Raw genomic sequence first — 16,800 nt, 5'->3', positions numbered from 1 at the left:
CAAAGCTTGCTAATTTCCACTTACAAACAGCAATTTTCTTCGTGCAATCGACTCAAAATAGCCCGCTATTCTTTCGTCAATATACACTTGAAACTCACTATTTGCAAGCGTTCTGAGTTCAAAATTTTACGTCGAACTCAGGTTATTAACTAATCTCCATGTAAGGAATACGAAAAGCAATACGAGTGCCTGATAAATCATAATCTGAGAGATCCTCAATTTCCATTGCTTCTAACTTCTTACCTCTTTGTTCCTGCAACAAACGAAGTCGCTCTTTGGTCAATTGCATCGCTATTGATTTATGAGTGATCAGTTTCTTCTTCTGCTGCGCTTTTTTAATTCCAATTCCATTATCTTCAACAGAAATAGCCAGTTTATTTCCATCCTTCGTAATCATCACTTTGATAAAACCATCTCCTTTCATATCCAAACCACCATGCTCAATGGCATTCTCTACAAATGGCTGTGCCAACATTGGAGGCACCATCACCTTTTCAACATGCAGCGTTTCATCTATCTCTAACGAAAATTGGATTTTATTCTCAAAGCGTCTGTTCTGAAGACTCATATACTTTTCTAATATCTCTTTTTCTTTCTTTAAGGTGATACTCTCTTCTTTAGCATATTGCAAAACCAACCTCATCAAAGATGAAAAATCAGCAACAAAATCAATCGCCGCCTCCTGACTTCCCTCAATAATAAAACACTGTAGAGCCGAAAGAGAGTTAAAGATAAAATGAGGATTCATTTGAGTACGAAGCACCTTATGCTCCATAATTTGCCTTTGCTGTTTCTCTTTTATTTTCAAAATATAAAGCCCTATCAGCACCAAAATAGCACTAAATATAAAAAAGATGGATAAGCCCCACAGCCATAACTTTTGCTTTTGTTCTTTTGCTTTGAGTTCTAACAGCTCTTTTTCACTCTTTTCAGAATGATATTTCTTTTCAAGATCTAATAATCGCTCATATTTCTCTGCCGTAAAAATCGAATCTGTTACATCATTAAAATACTCATAGGCTTGCAGTGATTTTTCATAATCACCCATATCTTTATAAACCAGATAAAGCGAGTAGTAGTTATCCTTGCGCAAAGACAATAGTTCCAAATCTTTATTCGTTTCTTCAGCCAGTTCGTAGTAACTTATTGCTTTTTTAAAATCACCAACTTCGCGATACGCATCACCGGTACTTGAATAAGTAGATACTAAAGACATCACATCACCAGATACTTTGAAGTATTCAATTGCCTCGTTAAAATACTCAATGGCCCTCTGATTCTCACCCTGATAAACAAACAAGCACCCCAGGTTACTCGATACAGCGGCCATGCGATCTTTATTGCCTAACTTCTTATAGGCAAAATAAGCCTTTCTATAGTTTTCTAAGGCCTTATCATAGTGATGCAAAGCAGCGTATGTTATACCCATATTATTACTTAATCCTGCAATACTCTCCTGATCATCAAATTTTTCATACAACTCAAGAGCCAAATGATAATGCTCAAACTGTTGATCATATCTTTCCCATCGCCCATAAACCATTCCTATATTATGATGTGAACGCGCTACACCCGGCTCATTCTTCAGCTCCTTTTCAATCTCAAGCGATGAATTGTAATTCTCAAGTGCTAATGCATACTTACCTTGAAAGTAATTTATTAATCCAATATTATTATAGGCTGTTGCCTGATTCTTAAGGTCTCCAATAGCTATATAACCCTGTAAAGCGTTTTGATAACATACTTTGGCTGAATCAAATTCCTGAAGGTAATAATATGATTCCCCAATGGCTTCATTTAAAAAAGCATTGGCCCGAACATCTGTTGACAACGAATTCTTTAATAATTCCTTACTTATCATTAAACAGCTATCCGGATTTTCATCTGCCAGACCAATGATTTCAATTGCCTTTTGCACCATTGAATCAACCTCTGCAGGCAATTCTGCCTCATTAGCCTTTATTGAAAGGGAGAACAATAAAAACAAAAAAGATATTGTGGAGTAATTATAAAGCTTCTTTACCTTCATTTTTTAGGTTAGGTTGTTTATATATTGAAATGTACCTCAAAAATAGCAATCTTTTTGAATTGCTTTAACAATCCTATTAATACTTCCCTATTCTAATAATCAATAATTATCTACGAATTCAGGCTCTTCCAAGAATAATATTTAAAATAAATTGAAGAGCTGTTTAAATTTTTAAACCTATAACTAATCATAAATTAACACAATACTTACTAAAATTATTATATATTCGTATTCACTTTTTAATTATAATCTAAAACAATCATGAAAAAGTTATTATTTATTGTTGCTGTTTTGGCAATTTCGATGAGCTCTTTTGCTCAAACTACATTTGGTGTTAAAGCAGGTGTCAACTTTGCTAATGGTACTGGAGATGATTTCGAAGATATGGATATGAGAACCTCCATTTTATTTGGTGGTTTTGCAAAATTCAGTCTTTCTGAAACATTTGCTTTCCAGCCAGAACTTCTTTATTCAGGACAAGGGGCTAAAGCTTCATATACCGAAGAAGGAGTTGACTTTGATGGGACTTTAAAAATGGATTATTTAAATATCCCATTAATGTTTAAATACTATGCTGGCGGTGGATTCAATATTCAGGCTGGACCTCAAATTGGATTTTTACTATCTGCAAAATCTAAACTAGAAGCAGGTGGCGAGAGTTTTGATGTTGATGTGAAAGACGAATTTAAAGGTCTTGATTTAGGGTTAAACCTTGGATTAGGTTATGACCTAGAGTCTGGAATTGGTATTGACTTACGTTATGGACTTGGATTATCTAATGTAGCTGATTATGATGACGCTGATGGAAAAAACAGTGTTATATCTTTAGCTGTTAGCTACGCATTCTAATCAAACCCTTATTAAGATATTAAAAACCGGCCAAGTGCCGGTTTTTTTTTGCACTCCGGTAATGCAACAATTATCATATCCCCCCCCAATCTGCTTAAACAAGTTATTGAAACTGCAGCTACCAACGAAGCTCAGAACAGAGCCATCGGCATAGCCTTTAGTTACGCAATCTAATCAATTACTTCATTAGATTTTTGTGTCTGAGCCTTTTATACCATGCTGCATCATTGTATCAAGCCTTGCCGGCAGCTGCAAACCATGCTGCATTTCTACAGCAAATCTTTTAGTGCTTTGAAAACCTTCGTGCATTATTACAGCACACTATTCTAAGCATAGATTATGGTCCTGCAAATTGCAGGGAGCCTTTCTAAAGGCAGGTTGGTTTTGTGCATCATGCAGCAAGGTTTTACGAACAATAGCAAAGCGGATGCACATCTATTTTGTTTCAATCTCAGGTTTTAAATAGTAATGCAAATCAACAGTTGAACCCACTTTGGGGTTCCTTTATAATACGTTTATATTCCACGGGTTCCACCCGTGGCTATTCATACAGCCTGAGTTCGATTAATTTACAATCGTTGGGAATATTTAGTTTGCATTTTTCGAGCGACAGCAAAGATTCACCTGATAAAGTGAATGGCAGTTGTATTAAAAACCTTAAAGTTCAATTCAGGCCCAGTACCAAACTAAAAAGGAAATTACTTTCCCCAAAATTCGAAGAATCGAAGGATGAAAGTAATTATTAGCCTTTAAAACAGGCTGAGTTGTTCATCTAATAAACGGAACGATCGACGATGAATGGGTGACGGACCATGCTCTTTAATACCGGCGCGATGCACTTTGGTTGGATATCCTTTATTCTTATCCCAGGCATAAACCGGGTATTTTTCATGCATCTGTTCCATATACTCATCACGATGGGTTTTAGCCAATATACTGGCAGCAGCAATAGGCAAGTATTTTCCATCTCCTTTCACAACACAGGTATGCGCAATACCATCATACGGTTTAAAACGATTACCATCAATCAACAAGTGTTCAGGCGTTTGTTTTAATTGTTCCACAGCCCTATGCATAGCCAGAAAGGATGCATTTAAAATATTTATCTCATCAATCTCGTTATGATGCACATAGGCTACCGCCCATGCCAATGCTTCCTGCTCAATAATGGGGCGTAATTTCTGGCGTTGTTTCTCGGTTAATTGTTTGGAATCATTTAACAACTCATGTCTAAAATCCTTTGGTAAGATAACGGCACCAGCCACAACCGGTCCTGCCAAACATCCTCTTCCGGCTTCATCACATCCGACTTCTACACGCGCTGCATCTATATAGGGTAATAATTCTGCCACCTTTTTTTATTTGCTAATGCTTTACACAGACAGCCCTCCGGGCTTTATCCTTTATTTTTTTTATTCTGATAGCACTTACGTACTATCCTATTACAAACGTCGCTGCACGACTAGCATATGATTCAACAAGCTTCCCCAGCTTTTCCCAGCTTCTACATAACTAACATCCCCACGTCATTACATCACACTTCTTACTTTTCGCGATAAATTACCTCCAGCACTGTTTGACCTACTGCCTTAAGAGTATTCTTATCAACATTACTCATGTCATCGTTATGCGTATGCCAGTAATCGCCAAAACTGCTATTCGAAGAAGGATTAAACTGAATAATATCAACACATGGTATTCTTCGATACTTATTCACGTATATATGATCATCAGTAATGTATCCACCTTTGTCAAATACAAAATGGTTGCCATACCCTAAATCTGCTGCAGTATTCCAGATTTGTTTAACCAAGTCGGGAGCATACTGTAATGAAAACCCTTCTTGATAGAAAAAGGCATCTTTGGCACCCACCATATCAAGCAGAATACCATAACGAGCATAATAATCTTCTTTATGTGGGAATTTTCCCCAATATTGCGATCCCAGACACCATGTATCTTCTTTGTGTGCTAAATCACGATGATCGGGCTGACCATAATCTTCGGCATCGAAAAAGATAATATCTATTCCCAGGTGATGACCTTTTTTACCAATCTGACGGGCTATCTCCATCAAGACACCCACACCGCTGGCTCCATCATTGGCTCCATCTATCGGCAAATCCCTTTTACTAACATCCTTATCATGATCGGCAAAAGGACGAGAATCCCAATGCGCAAAAAGCAATAAGCGGTTATTCATTTCTGGATTAAACTGAGCAATGATGTTTTTAGCCTCCAGAACGGTATTATCAAAAGCTTTTACTTCAGCTTCCTGAACAATCACATCAGCCCCAAAACGCTTCATTTCAGATGCCAGATATTCAGCACAAGCTTTATGTTCCGGGGTATTAGGCACACGTGGACCAAAAGCCACCTGGCGATCAACATAGGCATAGGCCGAATCGGCGTTAAAACTTGGTGTTGCTACTCTGTTTACCTCGTTGGTTGTGCTCGTTGAAGTACTATTTCCTCCTTTGGGCGAGCCACATGCAAAAAAAAGCAGGCTGGTAACTAATGCCCCTCCTGCCCATATTTTAAATTGATTTGTCATTCTTGGTTAGATTATTTTATTTCCCACTCAAATCCGTCTTTCGTATCTTTTATTACAATACCCAGGGCTTGTAACTCATTACGAATTTTATCGGCCGTTGCCCAGTCTTTATTTGCCTTAGCATCCACACGAAGATTAAGAAGCAGATCCACAGTTTCGTTCAACAGGGCATCATTGCCTCCACCTTGTGCCTGACTTTCTTTCAAGCCAAGAATATCGAATACCATGGCATTCATTAACTGTTTTAAAGCTGAAAGATCTTCTTCTTTTAATGATGCTTTACCATCCAACAAAGTGTTAATCCATTTCACACCTTCAAACAAATGTGCAATTAAAATAGGTGTATTCAAATCATCACTGATGGCAGTATAACACTTAACACTGAGCTCAGCCACATCAAAATCGGATTGACTGCCGGCCTTGATTTTATCCATTTTCGCACATCCATCCAGCAAACGATCCATTCCTTTTTCGGCTGCCTGAAGAGCTTCATTAGAGAAATCCAGTGTACTTCGATAATGCGCCTGCATTATAAAGAAACGTATAGTCATTGGGCTGTATGCCTGATCCAAAAGATCGTGCTCTCCGGTAAAGAATTGCTCTAATGTTATAAAATTTCCCAACGACTTACCCATCTTCTGTCCGTTGATGGTAATCATGTTATTATGCATCCAGTAACGCGCCGGTGTATGACCGTGAGCAATGGTGCTTTGCGCAATTTCACACTCGTGATGAGGGAACAACAAATCCATTCCTCCTCCATGAATATCAAACTCTTCGCCCAGGTATTTAGCACTCATGGCAGAACACTCTAAATGCCACCCCGGAAATCCATCACTATACTGCGATGGCCAACGCATGATATGTTCTGGTGCAGCCTTCTTCCATAAAGCAAAATCGTATGACTTCCGCTTTTCCGACTGCCCATCCAAATCGCGAGTGGTACTAAGCATATCTTCTATATTACGCCCCGACAAACGACCGTATTTATACTCTTTGTTGTATCTGTCCACATCAAAATATACAGACCCATTGCTTTCGTAGGCGTATCCTTTGTCAAGAATATCTTCCACCATCTTCAGCTGCTCAATAATATGACCGGAAGCACGTGGCTCAATACTTGGCTTGCGAACATTTAGTTCATCCATATACTGATGATAGCGATCGGTATAAAACTGCACTATCTCCATGGGTTCCAATTCCTCCAAACGAGCTTTCTTGGCAATTTTATCTTCTCCTACATCAGCATCATTTTCCAGATGCCCAACATCAGTTATATTACGCACATAGCGAACTTTATAGCCAATATGAGTAAGGTAACGAAATAAAATATCGTAGGTAATTGCCGGGCGAGAATGCCCTAAATGAGGATCGCCGTACACTGTAGGTCCACAAACATATAAACCAACATGCCTGGGATTAATAGGAATGAACTCTTCTTTATTACGTGTAAGCGAATTATAAATGAATAATTTGTTCTCCATGCTTGTATTCAGATCTCTTCTTAAAATATCAAGCTGCTAAAATACAAATTATTGCTTAGTTATCCGGGATTTTTTACGGCCTCTGTTCGTTTTAATTCACCATTTTGATAATATTCGATATACAGCAGCTCCCCAGTTTCATTGTATTCAAATAATTCTCCGTTAAAAAGCTTTCCTCTAACAAAAAATCCTTTTTTCTCGGGCCTTCCCTCCATATTATAAATGGTATGCATGCCCGTTCCAATGAATTCTTCATGATGCTTTTCCGGTTCTTCCTTCACCACCTCTGGCTGATGTTCAACATTTGAAGCAAACTTACCATCCTCATCGTAAATTCGTTCACTTATTAACTGGCCGCTTTCACTAAACATCTTTAAAGTACCTCGGGTCTTGCCTTCATCCCAGTCACCTTCGTACTTTAACTCACCGTTTTCGTGATAATATTTTTGAGTACCGGTACGTCTGCCCAATGTATCATAATTCCAATCATAAGCCAACTGACCTGATTTATGGTAGAATTTATATTCTCCTTCCCAATGATCAACATCCCAATATCCTTCTTCAGATAGTGTGCCATCGGAATAGAAGAAACGAGCCTTACCAATGGCTTTCCCATTTTTATAAGTAATCTCATTTTTCTTTTTCCCATCAGGGTAATAACTAATCCAAATACCTTGTTTATGATTATTGGTATACTCACCTTGCTCAATAACATCATCATAGGTATCGTCGAACTTTAACCAAAGGCCCTGTTTCCGATTATAATTATCCAACCTGTTGATTGTATCACCCTTATATATCTTATAATCTTGCCCAAACACAGACAAAGTCATAAAAGTCAGAATAAGAATCGATATATATTTCATGGTCTCTTTTTTCAAAAAATGTTAGCGCTTGTTTAAGAGTATAATAAGCGATTACAGCTAATTAATACGGAATACACCACGAAAGGTTATCGAAATATTACATGAAGAAAGATTAAAAAAACTTTAATGTTCAAATATTTTCATACCGAATGCCAGAATTCAGAACAACAAAGCTTAAATTGCCGTTAATTTTAAAAAACACCCTTACAAAATACTTATATGGGTCAGAAGAAAAAAAAGAAAAAACCATCACGCAAAACGGATTTACGTCAGTTAATTCAAGGCTTATTTTTTAATCAGCCTAAGCGCACATTCAATTATAAGCAGGTTGCTGCACTATTAGAAGTTAAAAAGAAAACAGACAAGCAAAGAGTTCAGATTATACTTAATGAACTATTCGAGTCGGGATACCTTACAGAAACAGTACCAGGAAAATATAAACTATTAAGTCGCGGATCAACAGTGACGGGCATTGTTGATATGACAGCTTCCGGAGCAGCCTTTATCGTTCCGGATGATGGAAGCGAGGAAGATGTATTTATTCCGCGCAATGCTATGAACAAGGCACTGAATGGCGATCGCGTTAAAATATTTAAAAGTGCACGCCGTAAGCACAAACAACCAGAAGGCGAAGTGATTGAGATATTGGAACGTAAGCGCGATCATTTCGTGGGTGTAATGCAGATTGCCCGTGGGCTAGCCTTTTTGGTGGTGGATGACCGGGTAATGCAAAACGATATTTTTATACCTACCAAAGGATTAAAAGGAGTAAAAGACGGTCAAAAAGCGGTTGCTCGTATCATTGAATGGCCTGAAAGAGCTAAAAATCCAATTGGTGAAATCATTGATGTACTGGGAGATGTTGGCGACAATAATGCGGAGATGCATGCTATTTTAGCTGAATTCAATCTTCCATACAAATATCCGGAGGAAGTAAATGCCGAAGCCGAAACCATTGATGCAGGCATCACTCCCGAAGAAATCAAGAACAGAAGAGATTTCAGAGATATTACCACCTTTACCATTGACCCGGCAGATGCCAAAGACTTTGATGATGCCCTTTCGGTGCAAAAACTCAAGAACGGCAATTGGGAAGTAGGAGTTCACATTGCTGATGTTACACACTATGTGCAAGAAAAATCATTACTTGAGAAAGAAGCTTTCGAAAGAGCAACTTCTGTTTATTTAGTTGACAGGGTTGTACCCATGCTACCCGAGCACCTGAGCAATGGCATTTGTTCTCTTCGTCCGAATGAAGAAAAATTATGCTTTTCGGTTGTTTTTGAAATGGATGATAATGCCAACATGGTCAATAGCTGGGTAGGACGAACCGTTATTTATTCCGACAGAAGGTTTACATACGAAGAGGCTCAGAATGTAATAGAAACAGGTGAAGGTGATTTAAAAGATGAGATCTTAACTCTTGACCGACTGGCTAAAAAAATCAGAGATAACAGGTTTAAGGCAGGGGCTATTAGTTTTGATCGTGTAGAGGTTAAATTTAATATTGATGAAAATGGCAACCCTGAAAGTGTATACTTTAAAGAAGCCAAAGACGCTAATAAATTAATTGAAGAGTTTATGTTGCTTGCCAACAAAAGAGTGGCACAGCTGATAGGCAAAAACGAATTAAACCCTAAACGTAAATCAAAACCAAAAACCTTTGTTTATAGGATTCATGACGTTCCTAACCCGGATAAGTTCGAGGCCTTTGCTTCTTTTGTTCGACGTTTTGGATACGAGGCATTGCCCAAAGGTGCTGAAAGCATTAATAAGTCGTTGAATCGCGTTCTGCAGGAAGCGCATGGCAAAAAAGAGCAAAACATTGTTGAAACACTTGCTGTCAGAACAATGGCCAAGGCCATTTACTCAACACATAACATTGGTCACTACGGCTTATCGTTCAAACACTATACTCACTTTACTTCACCTATCAGACGTTATCCCGACATGATGGTTCACCGTTTGCTGCAACGTTACCTCGATGGTGGCAATTCTGTAAATGAAGAGAAATATGAAGACATGTGTGAACACAGTTCCGATATGGAGCAACGAGCTGCCGATGCTGAACGTGCATCCATAAAATACAAACAGGTTGAGTTCTTAAAAGACAAAGTGGGAGAAGAATTTGATGGCGTAATATCAGGGGTTACAGAATGGGGATTATATGTCGAAATAATTGAAAACAAGTGTGAAGGAATGATTCCTATTCGTGATTTAAATGATGATTATTATCGATTTGATGAGGAGGAATATTGTTTGATTGGGCAAAAGAATAACCGTCGTTACCAGTTAGGAGATCCTCTTCGCATAACCGTGGCAAGTGCCAATTTAGAGAAGAAACAGTTGGATTTTGCCTTAGCTGACGACTAATACTATTTTCGAACAAAAAAGTCGACCCATTATATCTAATTGATATTGAGGTGTTTTTTATAGTAATATTATTGAACTAGCATGAGTAAATTTTTACATTGCCAAAAACTATTGTTACATTTGTAGTACAGCAATTTAAATATTTCTATGATGAGTAATTTAGGCAGTAGTCCGTCCGGTGCCCAAAATGACAACATGCGTTCAAGTATAATTGAAGCAGCTAAAGAACTTTTTGCCAAGTTTGGTTATAAAAAAACCACAATGGAAGATATCGCCATTGCGCTTCGCAAAGGAAAAAGTTCTTTGTATTACTATTTTAAGAATAAGGAAGAGATATTTCAGGCCGTAATCGAATCGGAAGAAAAACATTTATTCTCTAAGCTTAATGAAATTGTTAATACCAAAATGGAGCCTCGCGAGAAATTTACACAGTATGTAATAACTCGTATGGAGACAATCCTTGAATTAGACAATTACATTAAAGCATTGAAAGATGAGATGCTTACGAATTATGAATTTTTGAGCCGTTTAAAAACAAGTACCGAAAAACAAGAGGCAGCTTTACTAACAAAAATTTTGGAAGAAGGTACAAGCAGCAACACTTTTCAGGTGAAGAATATTCCTATGGCTGCAGTTGCTATTGCCACTGCCCTAAAAGGAATGGAAGGTCCTTTATTAAGTTCATATTATAGTTTTGAGGATTTTAAAGTACAGATAGAAAACACCTTAAATATTTTGTTTTTCGGACTTATAAGAAGATAAGCAATACAAGAACATTACCATATAACCAACACAAAACAACCACATGCCAATAAAAATACCTGACGCACTTCCGGCCAGGGAGGTGCTCGAGAATGAGAATGTTTTTGTCATTGGTGAAACAAAGGCTTTGCATCAGGATATCAGACCACTAAAAATACTGATACTTAATCTAATGCCTTTAAAAATTGCCACGGAAACACATTTACTCAGATCATTATCCAACAGCCCGCTTCAAATAGAAGTTGACTTTTTAATGACCTCGAGTCACGTTTCCAAAAATACACCACGCGAACACCTGTTTTCTTTCTATAAAGTTTTCAGCGAGGTACAATCCGATAAATATGATGGCATGATAATTACCGGGGCACCTGTTGAATTACTGGAGTTTGAAGAAGTTAATTACTGGGAAGAGCTCACCGAGATTATGGAATGGAGTAAACACAATGTGACGAGTACTTTTCATATTTGCTGGGGAGCACAGGCCGGTTTATATTACCACCACGGCATTAAAAAATATAAGCTCGACAAAAAAATGTTTGGTGTATTTAAACATACGGTAAACAACATACATGAACCACTAATGCGTGGATTTAATGATATTTTTCATGCCCCACACTCAAGATACACCGAAGTAAAATTAGCTGAAATAGAAGCTAATAAAAATCTTTCATTGCTTTCTGCTTCAGATGAGGCTGGCGTTTATATAGTAATGTCAAAAGATCGACGTCAGATTTTTGTGACCGGACACTCAGAATATGACGCTCAAACGCTTAATGAAGAATACAAGAGAGATAAGGCCAAAGGATTAGACATGGCCATACCCAAAAACTATTTCCCTGATAATGATCCATCAAGCGAACCAATGGTATTATGGAGAAGTCATGCCAGCCTGTTGTATTCCAACTGGCTGAACTATTACGTATATCAGGCAACACCCTTTCAATTGGATCAAATTCAATAGCATGATCAGATTACTGGCTACTGATTTAGACGGCACCATTCACACCCAAGACAATGGCTATAACATTGAAGACATTGAAGCTTTGGGAGAGTTGGGAGAACAAGAGGTTTGTCGTGTAATTGCAACAGGCAGAACTTTTCAGTCGGCTCTATCGGTTATTCCTGAAAACTTCCCTATAGACTACCTGGTTTTTTCCTCAGGTGCCGGCATTTACGATTGGAAAAAGAAAGAATTACTAAAGACAGTTAATCTGGGCTATACAGATGCACATGAGGTTATTGACAGGCTAAATCAGTTTAATGTCGAATACACTGTCCATCATCCCATCCCCGATAACCATATTTTTTTCCATAAAGTAAGTTCTGATCCTCACCCCGATTTTGAACGTTACATCGATTTTAATCAGGCACATGCCATTCCTGAAGAAAAAAAATTACCGGATGAAGATTATTCGCAGGTAATTGCTTTCATTTCCGATTTGGATCTATTTGATGAGATCAAGGCTGAATTTAGTGGTATTAAAATAATTCGGGCCACCTCTCCTATTGATGGTCAAAGTATATGGATGGAGTTTTTCCATACTGATGTATCAAAAGCTAAAGGCATTTCATTCATTACTCAAAAACTACAGATTGATGATTCTGAAGTGGTTGTAATTGGCAACGACTACAACGATCTGGATATGCTCAATCACTTTCAATCAGCCTATATTGTCAACAACGCTCCGGATGAGCTCAAGCAACAATTCATTCTTCTGAACGATGTTCAACTTTCACCTTTAGCTGATTGGTATAGAAGATTTCGCTGGCAGCCTATTTAATTTCTGCTGTTATAGGATTTCGTAGTCCATCTGCATCAACAAAAACAGCCTTAACAGAGCCTATTAATATTTTTGCTTCAACTATAATGGGTATACGGTTTAAGTCATCGGTGACCCAGACTGTCATATCCTCACCACTTTTAAAAATGGTTCCTTCTACCAACAATGGTGAAAATTTTAAACAATTAAACTTTCGTCCATTGCGGGTTTTTATCTGCTCTTTACCCAGGTACCGAATATAAATATCATGAACTTCTCCATCAACTACCATGCTAATTGGAATTTTTTCATTTGTCTGATATCGTGAATAATCGATATTTCTTGCTTTATAAACCATGGTCAGTAAGTCAAAAGAACACTCCTTCCATGGAATAATTTTTGATTCCAAAGGATTTTCTTCTTTCTGTATGTCTGCTGAAATAGTCCGATTTTGCCTATTGAAAAGATATTTATAATTAGCATGATAACTACCTTCGTTTGTTACCCTCTTGTATTCAAATGGCTCCAGGTAGGCAGTATCTGTATATACTTCAAAAGTATCGCGCACCTTAAACAGAAAATCGTAATTGTTGTAAGTGGCTCCATGCGCTTTTATGTGATAAGCAGGCTTATTATTGTACTTAGCATCATCAACCATAAAATCAACCTTACCTGCATTTAGCCAGATAAAGCCCCAATTGTAATAAGCATGATAATTAACCACTTCACCACCCTGAAAACTAAAATTATAGTCGTTGCATTGTGCTTTAAGCCCAATCGACACAATTATTGCCAACAACAATACCGAAAGTCTTCTAGACAGATAGTTATTCATCATTTATTAATTGAAAAATCGGAAGTGAACAAGCAAGAATCAAACCACTATTTTTTAACCTCACCAATATGAGTTTCAATAGAGTTGATTTTACCCTTCATTCGATTATCCTTTCCTTTTCGGGCATCAATATTTATGGAACAATACACTCTATCAGAGAACTCCTCCAGTATATCATAGCTTTGTTGTACAATTGCCAATGCCTCTTGCATAGTAGCTGTTTCGATGGTGGTTCCCATGGGATTAAGCTTATATTCTACTCCACTGGCATCAATATTTTTTATCACTTTGCTAACATACTTACTAACGCTATCTCCCTTATCTGTAGGAAACATAGCAAAATTGAGCATTACTGACATAGTATTAATCTCTTTTCTTAGGTTTACGAAATTGTTGAGAAAAATGATCGACTTTAAAATTCAGCGGATCCCACGATTCTATCTCTGAGTCCCAGTTGGCTCTGATATTTATTTCATTTGGTAAATAAATTAACGTCTCAGGTTGTCTTCCTTCGTAATAATTTCCATCATCCCATTTATCATTACAATTTTCGTCAACCACAATGCGGAACATATATTTACCTGGCGAGAGATAACGAAAACCTAATTTACCTGATGCTGGAATTTTTGATTGTTTAACAATGCTCTCTTTTTTATCTAAGACCTGAAGCAACCAATTATCTTCTGGCTCAACCACATTTATATATATCTTCCCGTAATCTTCTTCAGTTTTAATATTGAAATTGATTTTTTCCGGGCCATTATGTATTCCATAAATATCAACAATTGAAGCCGAATCAACAGTTAACTCGTACTTTCCACCTGGAATCCATTTCTTATCAATAGTATACCTTCGAATATTAAGAGTATCCTGCACCAATTCAAAATCAACTGGTTCCGGAATAGTATCTTCGTAATAATAAAGCTTCATAGCCTCTCTGTTAAATTCAACTGCCGGAGCAGGCAATGAAAAACTGAATGTTCCTAAAATATTAACTTTCGACTTAATACCTCCAAGCTTTAACAATTTTATCGGTTCTGGTTCTTCATCCTTCTTCTTTCTCTTCTTCTTCTCCTTTTCAACTTCAAAAAAGTACATGGCAATGGTATCGAGCTTGGTATATTCAATATCCATTGAATCGCGCATAGTATAACTCAATTTCACCGATAGTGAATCCTGCTTATAATAAGTACTATCCTTTAACCAAAAAGTAACTGTATCGTTATTAAAAGATTTCTCTTTAATAAAAAGGTCGGTTAAGTCATCTTTACCTGTTAAAGATATTTCAACCTCATCTTCCTGTTTACGGTTGAAATAGAAAGTCATTTTTGCCTTTTCGTTTCGTTCTTCACTTAATAAATACTGTCTTTTATAATCATGCTGAAACAAAAACATCTGAATGCTATCAGGCGTATAAACCAACTCTTCATGATAAATCAATGAATCGGTTTCAAGTGAATCGATATGCAATGTATCCACAAACTCGCGATACTCAAAAGAAGGTTCTACAATTATATCTGACCAGGCCATACGCTCTCCGGGCTGATCAAATTTAAAATCACGATTTGAATCTTCTAAGGCATACAATCGGTATTTTCCGGGACGCACATTTAATATAGTAAACCTACCTTGGGCATTGGTTTTTGCCATACGAATAGGTACTAATTTATGTATTGCAGAATCTGCCAGATTCTGATGCAGAAAAACCAATGTTCCCGATGCGGGAGCTAAATCATCGGAGTCATACACATTACCCGAAATCTGCAACGAATCGATATACTCACCTGTTGAAAAGCTAAAACTGAAATTTTCTAACACATTGCCTTCATTATTATCAACAACTGCATCAGCAAAATCAAGCGAATAGGTTGTGTTGGGTTGTAAATCTTCATTAAAAACCACATGTAACTTATTAGCTCGCGCTTCAATGGTTGGCTGCTCATTCATAGGTGGCGAAATCACAAACTTCTGGCGAACATCTTTTAGCTGAATCAACTCATCAAACTCTATTTCAACTAACTTTTTATTATAATTCAGCGCATGATCGTCGGGAGTTGAACTAACTACCTTAGGAGGATCTTCATCTTTTAACCCACCCGTTGGCATGCCAATATTGGCACATGCCCATACAACAAATACTAGTACTAAACTGAAACTAATTGATCTAAGTCTGCTTTTCAAAATATAGTGATTTTAATGCTCACAAATTTAAGAAGAAAATTCATCGAACAGTTTAAATAATCTTAATTCGAACAATGATTTTCAAACATACTAAAATAAACCTAAAAGCGGCTAACCATAGAACTTTACAATTGTGAGCAAACTAAAAAATGATAACTTTGCGTTCTTAGTAATATACTTACTAATTAATTATGGAAAATAAAGCACCACAAGCATCAAATAAGAAACTAATTTATATAATTTCTGCTGTAGCAGTTGTTTTAATTGCAGTAGTTTTTGTAATGTATTTACAAAATCGCCAGGAATATAAGGCTGTAGTTGAGGAAATGACTGAAGAAAAAGACTTGCTGACAGAGGAATTTCAAACTTTAGCATTAGATTACGACTCGCTTCAGAGCAACAACGACACACTTAACCTGATGTTGGAGCAAGAGCGTGAAAAAATATCTCATCTGATAGAAGAAATAAAAACAATCAAAGCCACCAATGCTTCTAAAATAAGAGAATACAAAAAGGAGCTCACATCGTTGCGGAGCGTGATGAGGAATTTTGTGGTGCAGATCGACTCCTTAAATCAGCGAAATCAGGAGTTATCAGAAGAAAATCAACAATATAGAAAACAGGTAAACAAAATTCAGGATTCGTACAACGAACTTGAAAAACAAAAAGAAACGCTGGCTAAAAAAGTCGACATTGCATCTAAATTGGAAACGTATAATTACGAAGTTGAAGGCCTCAACAGTAAAGACAGAGAAACAAAAAAAGCCCGTAACGTTTCAAAAATTAGGGTTTGCTTTACCATACAAAAAAATATTACAGCTCCTATCGGCGAAAAAACAGTTTATTTAAGAGTTTTACGACCAGATGAAGCTTTGCTGGTTCGCTCGTTAGATGATAAATTCGAATACGAAGAAGAAGAAATAAACTATTCTGCCCGACGAGTAATCGAATATGGAGGCGAAGAACTGGATGTTTGCGTTTTCTATAAAGCTGACGAAGGCGAACTATTACCTGGCACATACACTGTAGACATTTTTGCCGATGGTTTTAACATTGGCACAACCACTTTTGAATTGAAATAATCAATAGATTGACTACTCAAATAGA

Annotated in this window: 15 protein-coding genes; 7 read left to right on the top strand and 8 right to left on the bottom strand. The window is 37.2% G+C overall.

Translation table 11 applies throughout. From position 1 onward, the window contains the following. Positions 1 to 145 precede the first annotated feature (145 nt). The gene (locus KEM10_RS21190; protein WP_212219409.1) at positions 146 to 2,029 is read right to left on the bottom strand and encodes a tetratricopeptide repeat-containing sensor histidine kinase; all 1,884 of its coding nucleotides are present in this window, start codon (positions 2,027 to 2,029) and stop codon (positions 146 to 148) included. A gap of 261 nt (positions 2,030 to 2,290) precedes the next feature. Here KEM10_RS21190 and KEM10_RS21185 point away from each other — a divergent pair, with 261 nt between their 5' ends. Then, positions 2,291 to 2,878: a porin family protein gene (locus KEM10_RS21185; protein WP_212219406.1), complete on the top strand. Its 588-nt coding sequence runs from the start codon at positions 2,291 to 2,293 to the stop codon at positions 2,876 to 2,878. Between the two features lie 440 nt (positions 2,879 to 3,318). Next, entirely contained in the window at positions 3,319 to 3,624 is a 306-nt protein-coding gene (locus KEM10_RS25015; RefSeq protein WP_394369457.1) for an HU family DNA-binding protein, read from the top strand. Between the two features lie 3 nt (positions 3,625 to 3,627). On the opposite strand, the gene KEM10_RS21175 is transcribed toward KEM10_RS25015, so the two are convergent. The 4 genes from KEM10_RS21175 to KEM10_RS21160 all read right to left on the bottom strand — a co-directional run bounded on the left by KEM10_RS21175 (position 3,628) and on the right by KEM10_RS21160 (position 7,782). Further along, on the bottom strand, positions 3,628 to 4,230 hold the full coding sequence (locus KEM10_RS21175; RefSeq protein ID WP_212219400.1) for a ribonuclease HII: 603 nt from the start codon (positions 4,228 to 4,230) through the stop codon (positions 3,628 to 3,630). A gap of 191 nt (positions 4,231 to 4,421) precedes the next feature. Further along, positions 4,422 to 5,432 carry a M28 family peptidase gene (locus KEM10_RS21170; RefSeq protein WP_212219397.1) on the bottom strand — a complete coding sequence of 337 codons (1,011 nt, stop codon included), beginning with the start codon at positions 5,430 to 5,432 and terminating at the stop codon, positions 4,422 to 4,424. An 11-nt stretch (positions 5,433 to 5,443) separates the two neighbouring features. Continuing rightward, entirely contained in the window at positions 5,444 to 6,916 is a 1,473-nt protein-coding gene (gene cysS / locus KEM10_RS21165; protein ID WP_212219394.1) for a cysteine--tRNA ligase, read from the bottom strand. Between the two features lie 59 nt (positions 6,917 to 6,975). After that, on the bottom strand, positions 6,976 to 7,782 hold the full coding sequence (locus tag KEM10_RS21160; RefSeq protein WP_212219392.1) for a toxin-antitoxin system YwqK family antitoxin: 807 nt from the start codon (positions 7,780 to 7,782) through the stop codon (positions 6,976 to 6,978). Positions 7,783 to 8,001: 219 nt separating this feature from the next. Here KEM10_RS21160 and rnr point away from each other — a divergent pair, with 219 nt between their 5' ends. The 4 genes from rnr to KEM10_RS21140 all read left to right on the top strand — a co-directional run bounded on the left by rnr (position 8,002) and on the right by KEM10_RS21140 (position 12,698). Next, complete coding sequence (gene rnr / locus KEM10_RS21155; protein ID WP_212219390.1) at positions 8,002 to 10,155, top strand: ribonuclease R; 2,154 nt, start codon at positions 8,002 to 8,004, stop codon at positions 10,153 to 10,155. Positions 10,156 to 10,305: 150 nt separating this feature from the next. Then, on the top strand, positions 10,306 to 10,917 hold the full coding sequence (locus KEM10_RS21150) for a TetR/AcrR family transcriptional regulator (RefSeq protein ID WP_244826079.1): 612 nt from the start codon (positions 10,306 to 10,308) through the stop codon (positions 10,915 to 10,917). Positions 10,918 to 10,960: 43 nt separating this feature from the next. Next, complete coding sequence (gene metA, locus KEM10_RS21145; protein WP_212219387.1) at positions 10,961 to 11,878, top strand: homoserine O-acetyltransferase MetA; 918 nt, start codon at positions 10,961 to 10,963, stop codon at positions 11,876 to 11,878. 1 nt (position 11,879) lies between these two features. Continuing rightward, a complete protein-coding gene (locus KEM10_RS21140; protein ID WP_212219384.1) occupies positions 11,880 to 12,698 on the top strand; it encodes an HAD family hydrolase in 819 nt (272 codons plus the stop codon). On the opposite strand, the gene KEM10_RS21135 is transcribed toward KEM10_RS21140, so the two are convergent. Genes KEM10_RS21135 through KEM10_RS21125 form a run of 3 tightly spaced genes read right to left on the bottom strand, consistent with a single transcriptional unit; the run spans position 12,691 to position 15,693 of the window. Beyond that, positions 12,691 to 13,512, bottom strand: coding sequence for a DUF3108 domain-containing protein (locus KEM10_RS21135; protein WP_244826077.1), 822 nt, complete (start codon positions 13,510 to 13,512; stop codon positions 12,691 to 12,693). The two genes, KEM10_RS21140 and KEM10_RS21135, sit on opposite strands and share 8 nt — an antisense overlap. A gap of 47 nt (positions 13,513 to 13,559) precedes the next feature. Continuing rightward, the gene (locus KEM10_RS21130) at positions 13,560 to 13,871 is read right to left on the bottom strand and encodes an MTH1187 family thiamine-binding protein (protein ID WP_212219378.1); all 312 of its coding nucleotides are present in this window, start codon (positions 13,869 to 13,871) and stop codon (positions 13,560 to 13,562) included. A gap of 4 nt (positions 13,872 to 13,875) precedes the next feature. Beyond that, complete coding sequence (locus KEM10_RS21125) at positions 13,876 to 15,693, bottom strand: Ig-like domain-containing domain (protein ID WP_212219375.1); 1,818 nt, start codon at positions 15,691 to 15,693, stop codon at positions 13,876 to 13,878. A gap of 191 nt (positions 15,694 to 15,884) precedes the next feature. Between KEM10_RS21125 and KEM10_RS21120 the strand changes: the two genes are divergently transcribed. After that, positions 15,885 to 16,775 (top strand): coiled-coil domain-containing protein, encoded by an 891-nt coding sequence (locus KEM10_RS21120; RefSeq protein ID WP_212219371.1) that lies wholly within the window; start codon positions 15,885 to 15,887, stop codon positions 16,773 to 16,775. Positions 16,776 to 16,800 lie beyond the last annotated feature (25 nt).

The sequence above is a fragment of the Carboxylicivirga linearis genome, assembly GCF_018271995.1.
In the GTDB taxonomy this organism is placed as follows: Bacteria; Bacteroidota; Bacteroidia; order Bacteroidales; family Marinilabiliaceae; genus Carboxylicivirga; species Carboxylicivirga linearis.
Note: the sequence above shows the minus strand (reverse complement) of the source record. Positions and strands in the feature narration are given on the sequence as shown.

What these genes read in the sequence shown, in the direction of transcription:
- KEM10_RS21190 (WP_212219409.1), bottom strand. Translation starts at nt 2,029, where the DNA reads ATGAAGGTAAAGAAGCTTTATAATTACTCCACAATATCTTTTTTGTTT.
- KEM10_RS21185 (WP_212219406.1), top strand. Translation starts at nt 2,291, where the DNA reads ATGAAAAAGTTATTATTTATTGTTGCTGTTTTGGCAATTTCGATGAGC.
- KEM10_RS21170 (WP_212219397.1), bottom strand. Translation starts at nt 5,432, where the DNA reads ATGACAAATCAATTTAAAATATGGGCAGGAGGGGCATTAGTTACCAGC.
- cysS (WP_212219394.1), bottom strand. Translation starts at nt 6,916, where the DNA reads ATGGAGAACAAATTATTCATTTATAATTCGCTTACACGTAATAAAGAA.
- KEM10_RS21160 (WP_212219392.1), bottom strand. Translation starts at nt 7,782, where the DNA reads ATGAAATATATATCGATTCTTATTCTGACTTTTATGACTTTGTCTGTG.
- rnr (WP_212219390.1), top strand. Translation starts at nt 8,002, where the DNA reads ATGGGTCAGAAGAAAAAAAAGAAAAAACCATCACGCAAAACGGATTTA.
- KEM10_RS21150 (WP_244826079.1), top strand. Translation starts at nt 10,306, where the DNA reads ATGAGTAATTTAGGCAGTAGTCCGTCCGGTGCCCAAAATGACAACATG.
- metA (WP_212219387.1), top strand. Translation starts at nt 10,961, where the DNA reads ATGCCAATAAAAATACCTGACGCACTTCCGGCCAGGGAGGTGCTCGAG.
- KEM10_RS21140 (WP_212219384.1), top strand. Translation starts at nt 11,880, where the DNA reads ATGATCAGATTACTGGCTACTGATTTAGACGGCACCATTCACACCCAA.
- KEM10_RS21135 (WP_244826077.1), bottom strand. Translation starts at nt 13,512, where the DNA reads ATGAATAACTATCTGTCTAGAAGACTTTCGGTATTGTTGTTGGCAATA.
- KEM10_RS21130 (WP_212219378.1), bottom strand. Translation starts at nt 13,871, where the DNA reads ATGTCAGTAATGCTCAATTTTGCTATGTTTCCTACAGATAAGGGAGAT.
- KEM10_RS21120 (WP_212219371.1), top strand. Translation starts at nt 15,885, where the DNA reads ATGGAAAATAAAGCACCACAAGCATCAAATAAGAAACTAATTTATATA.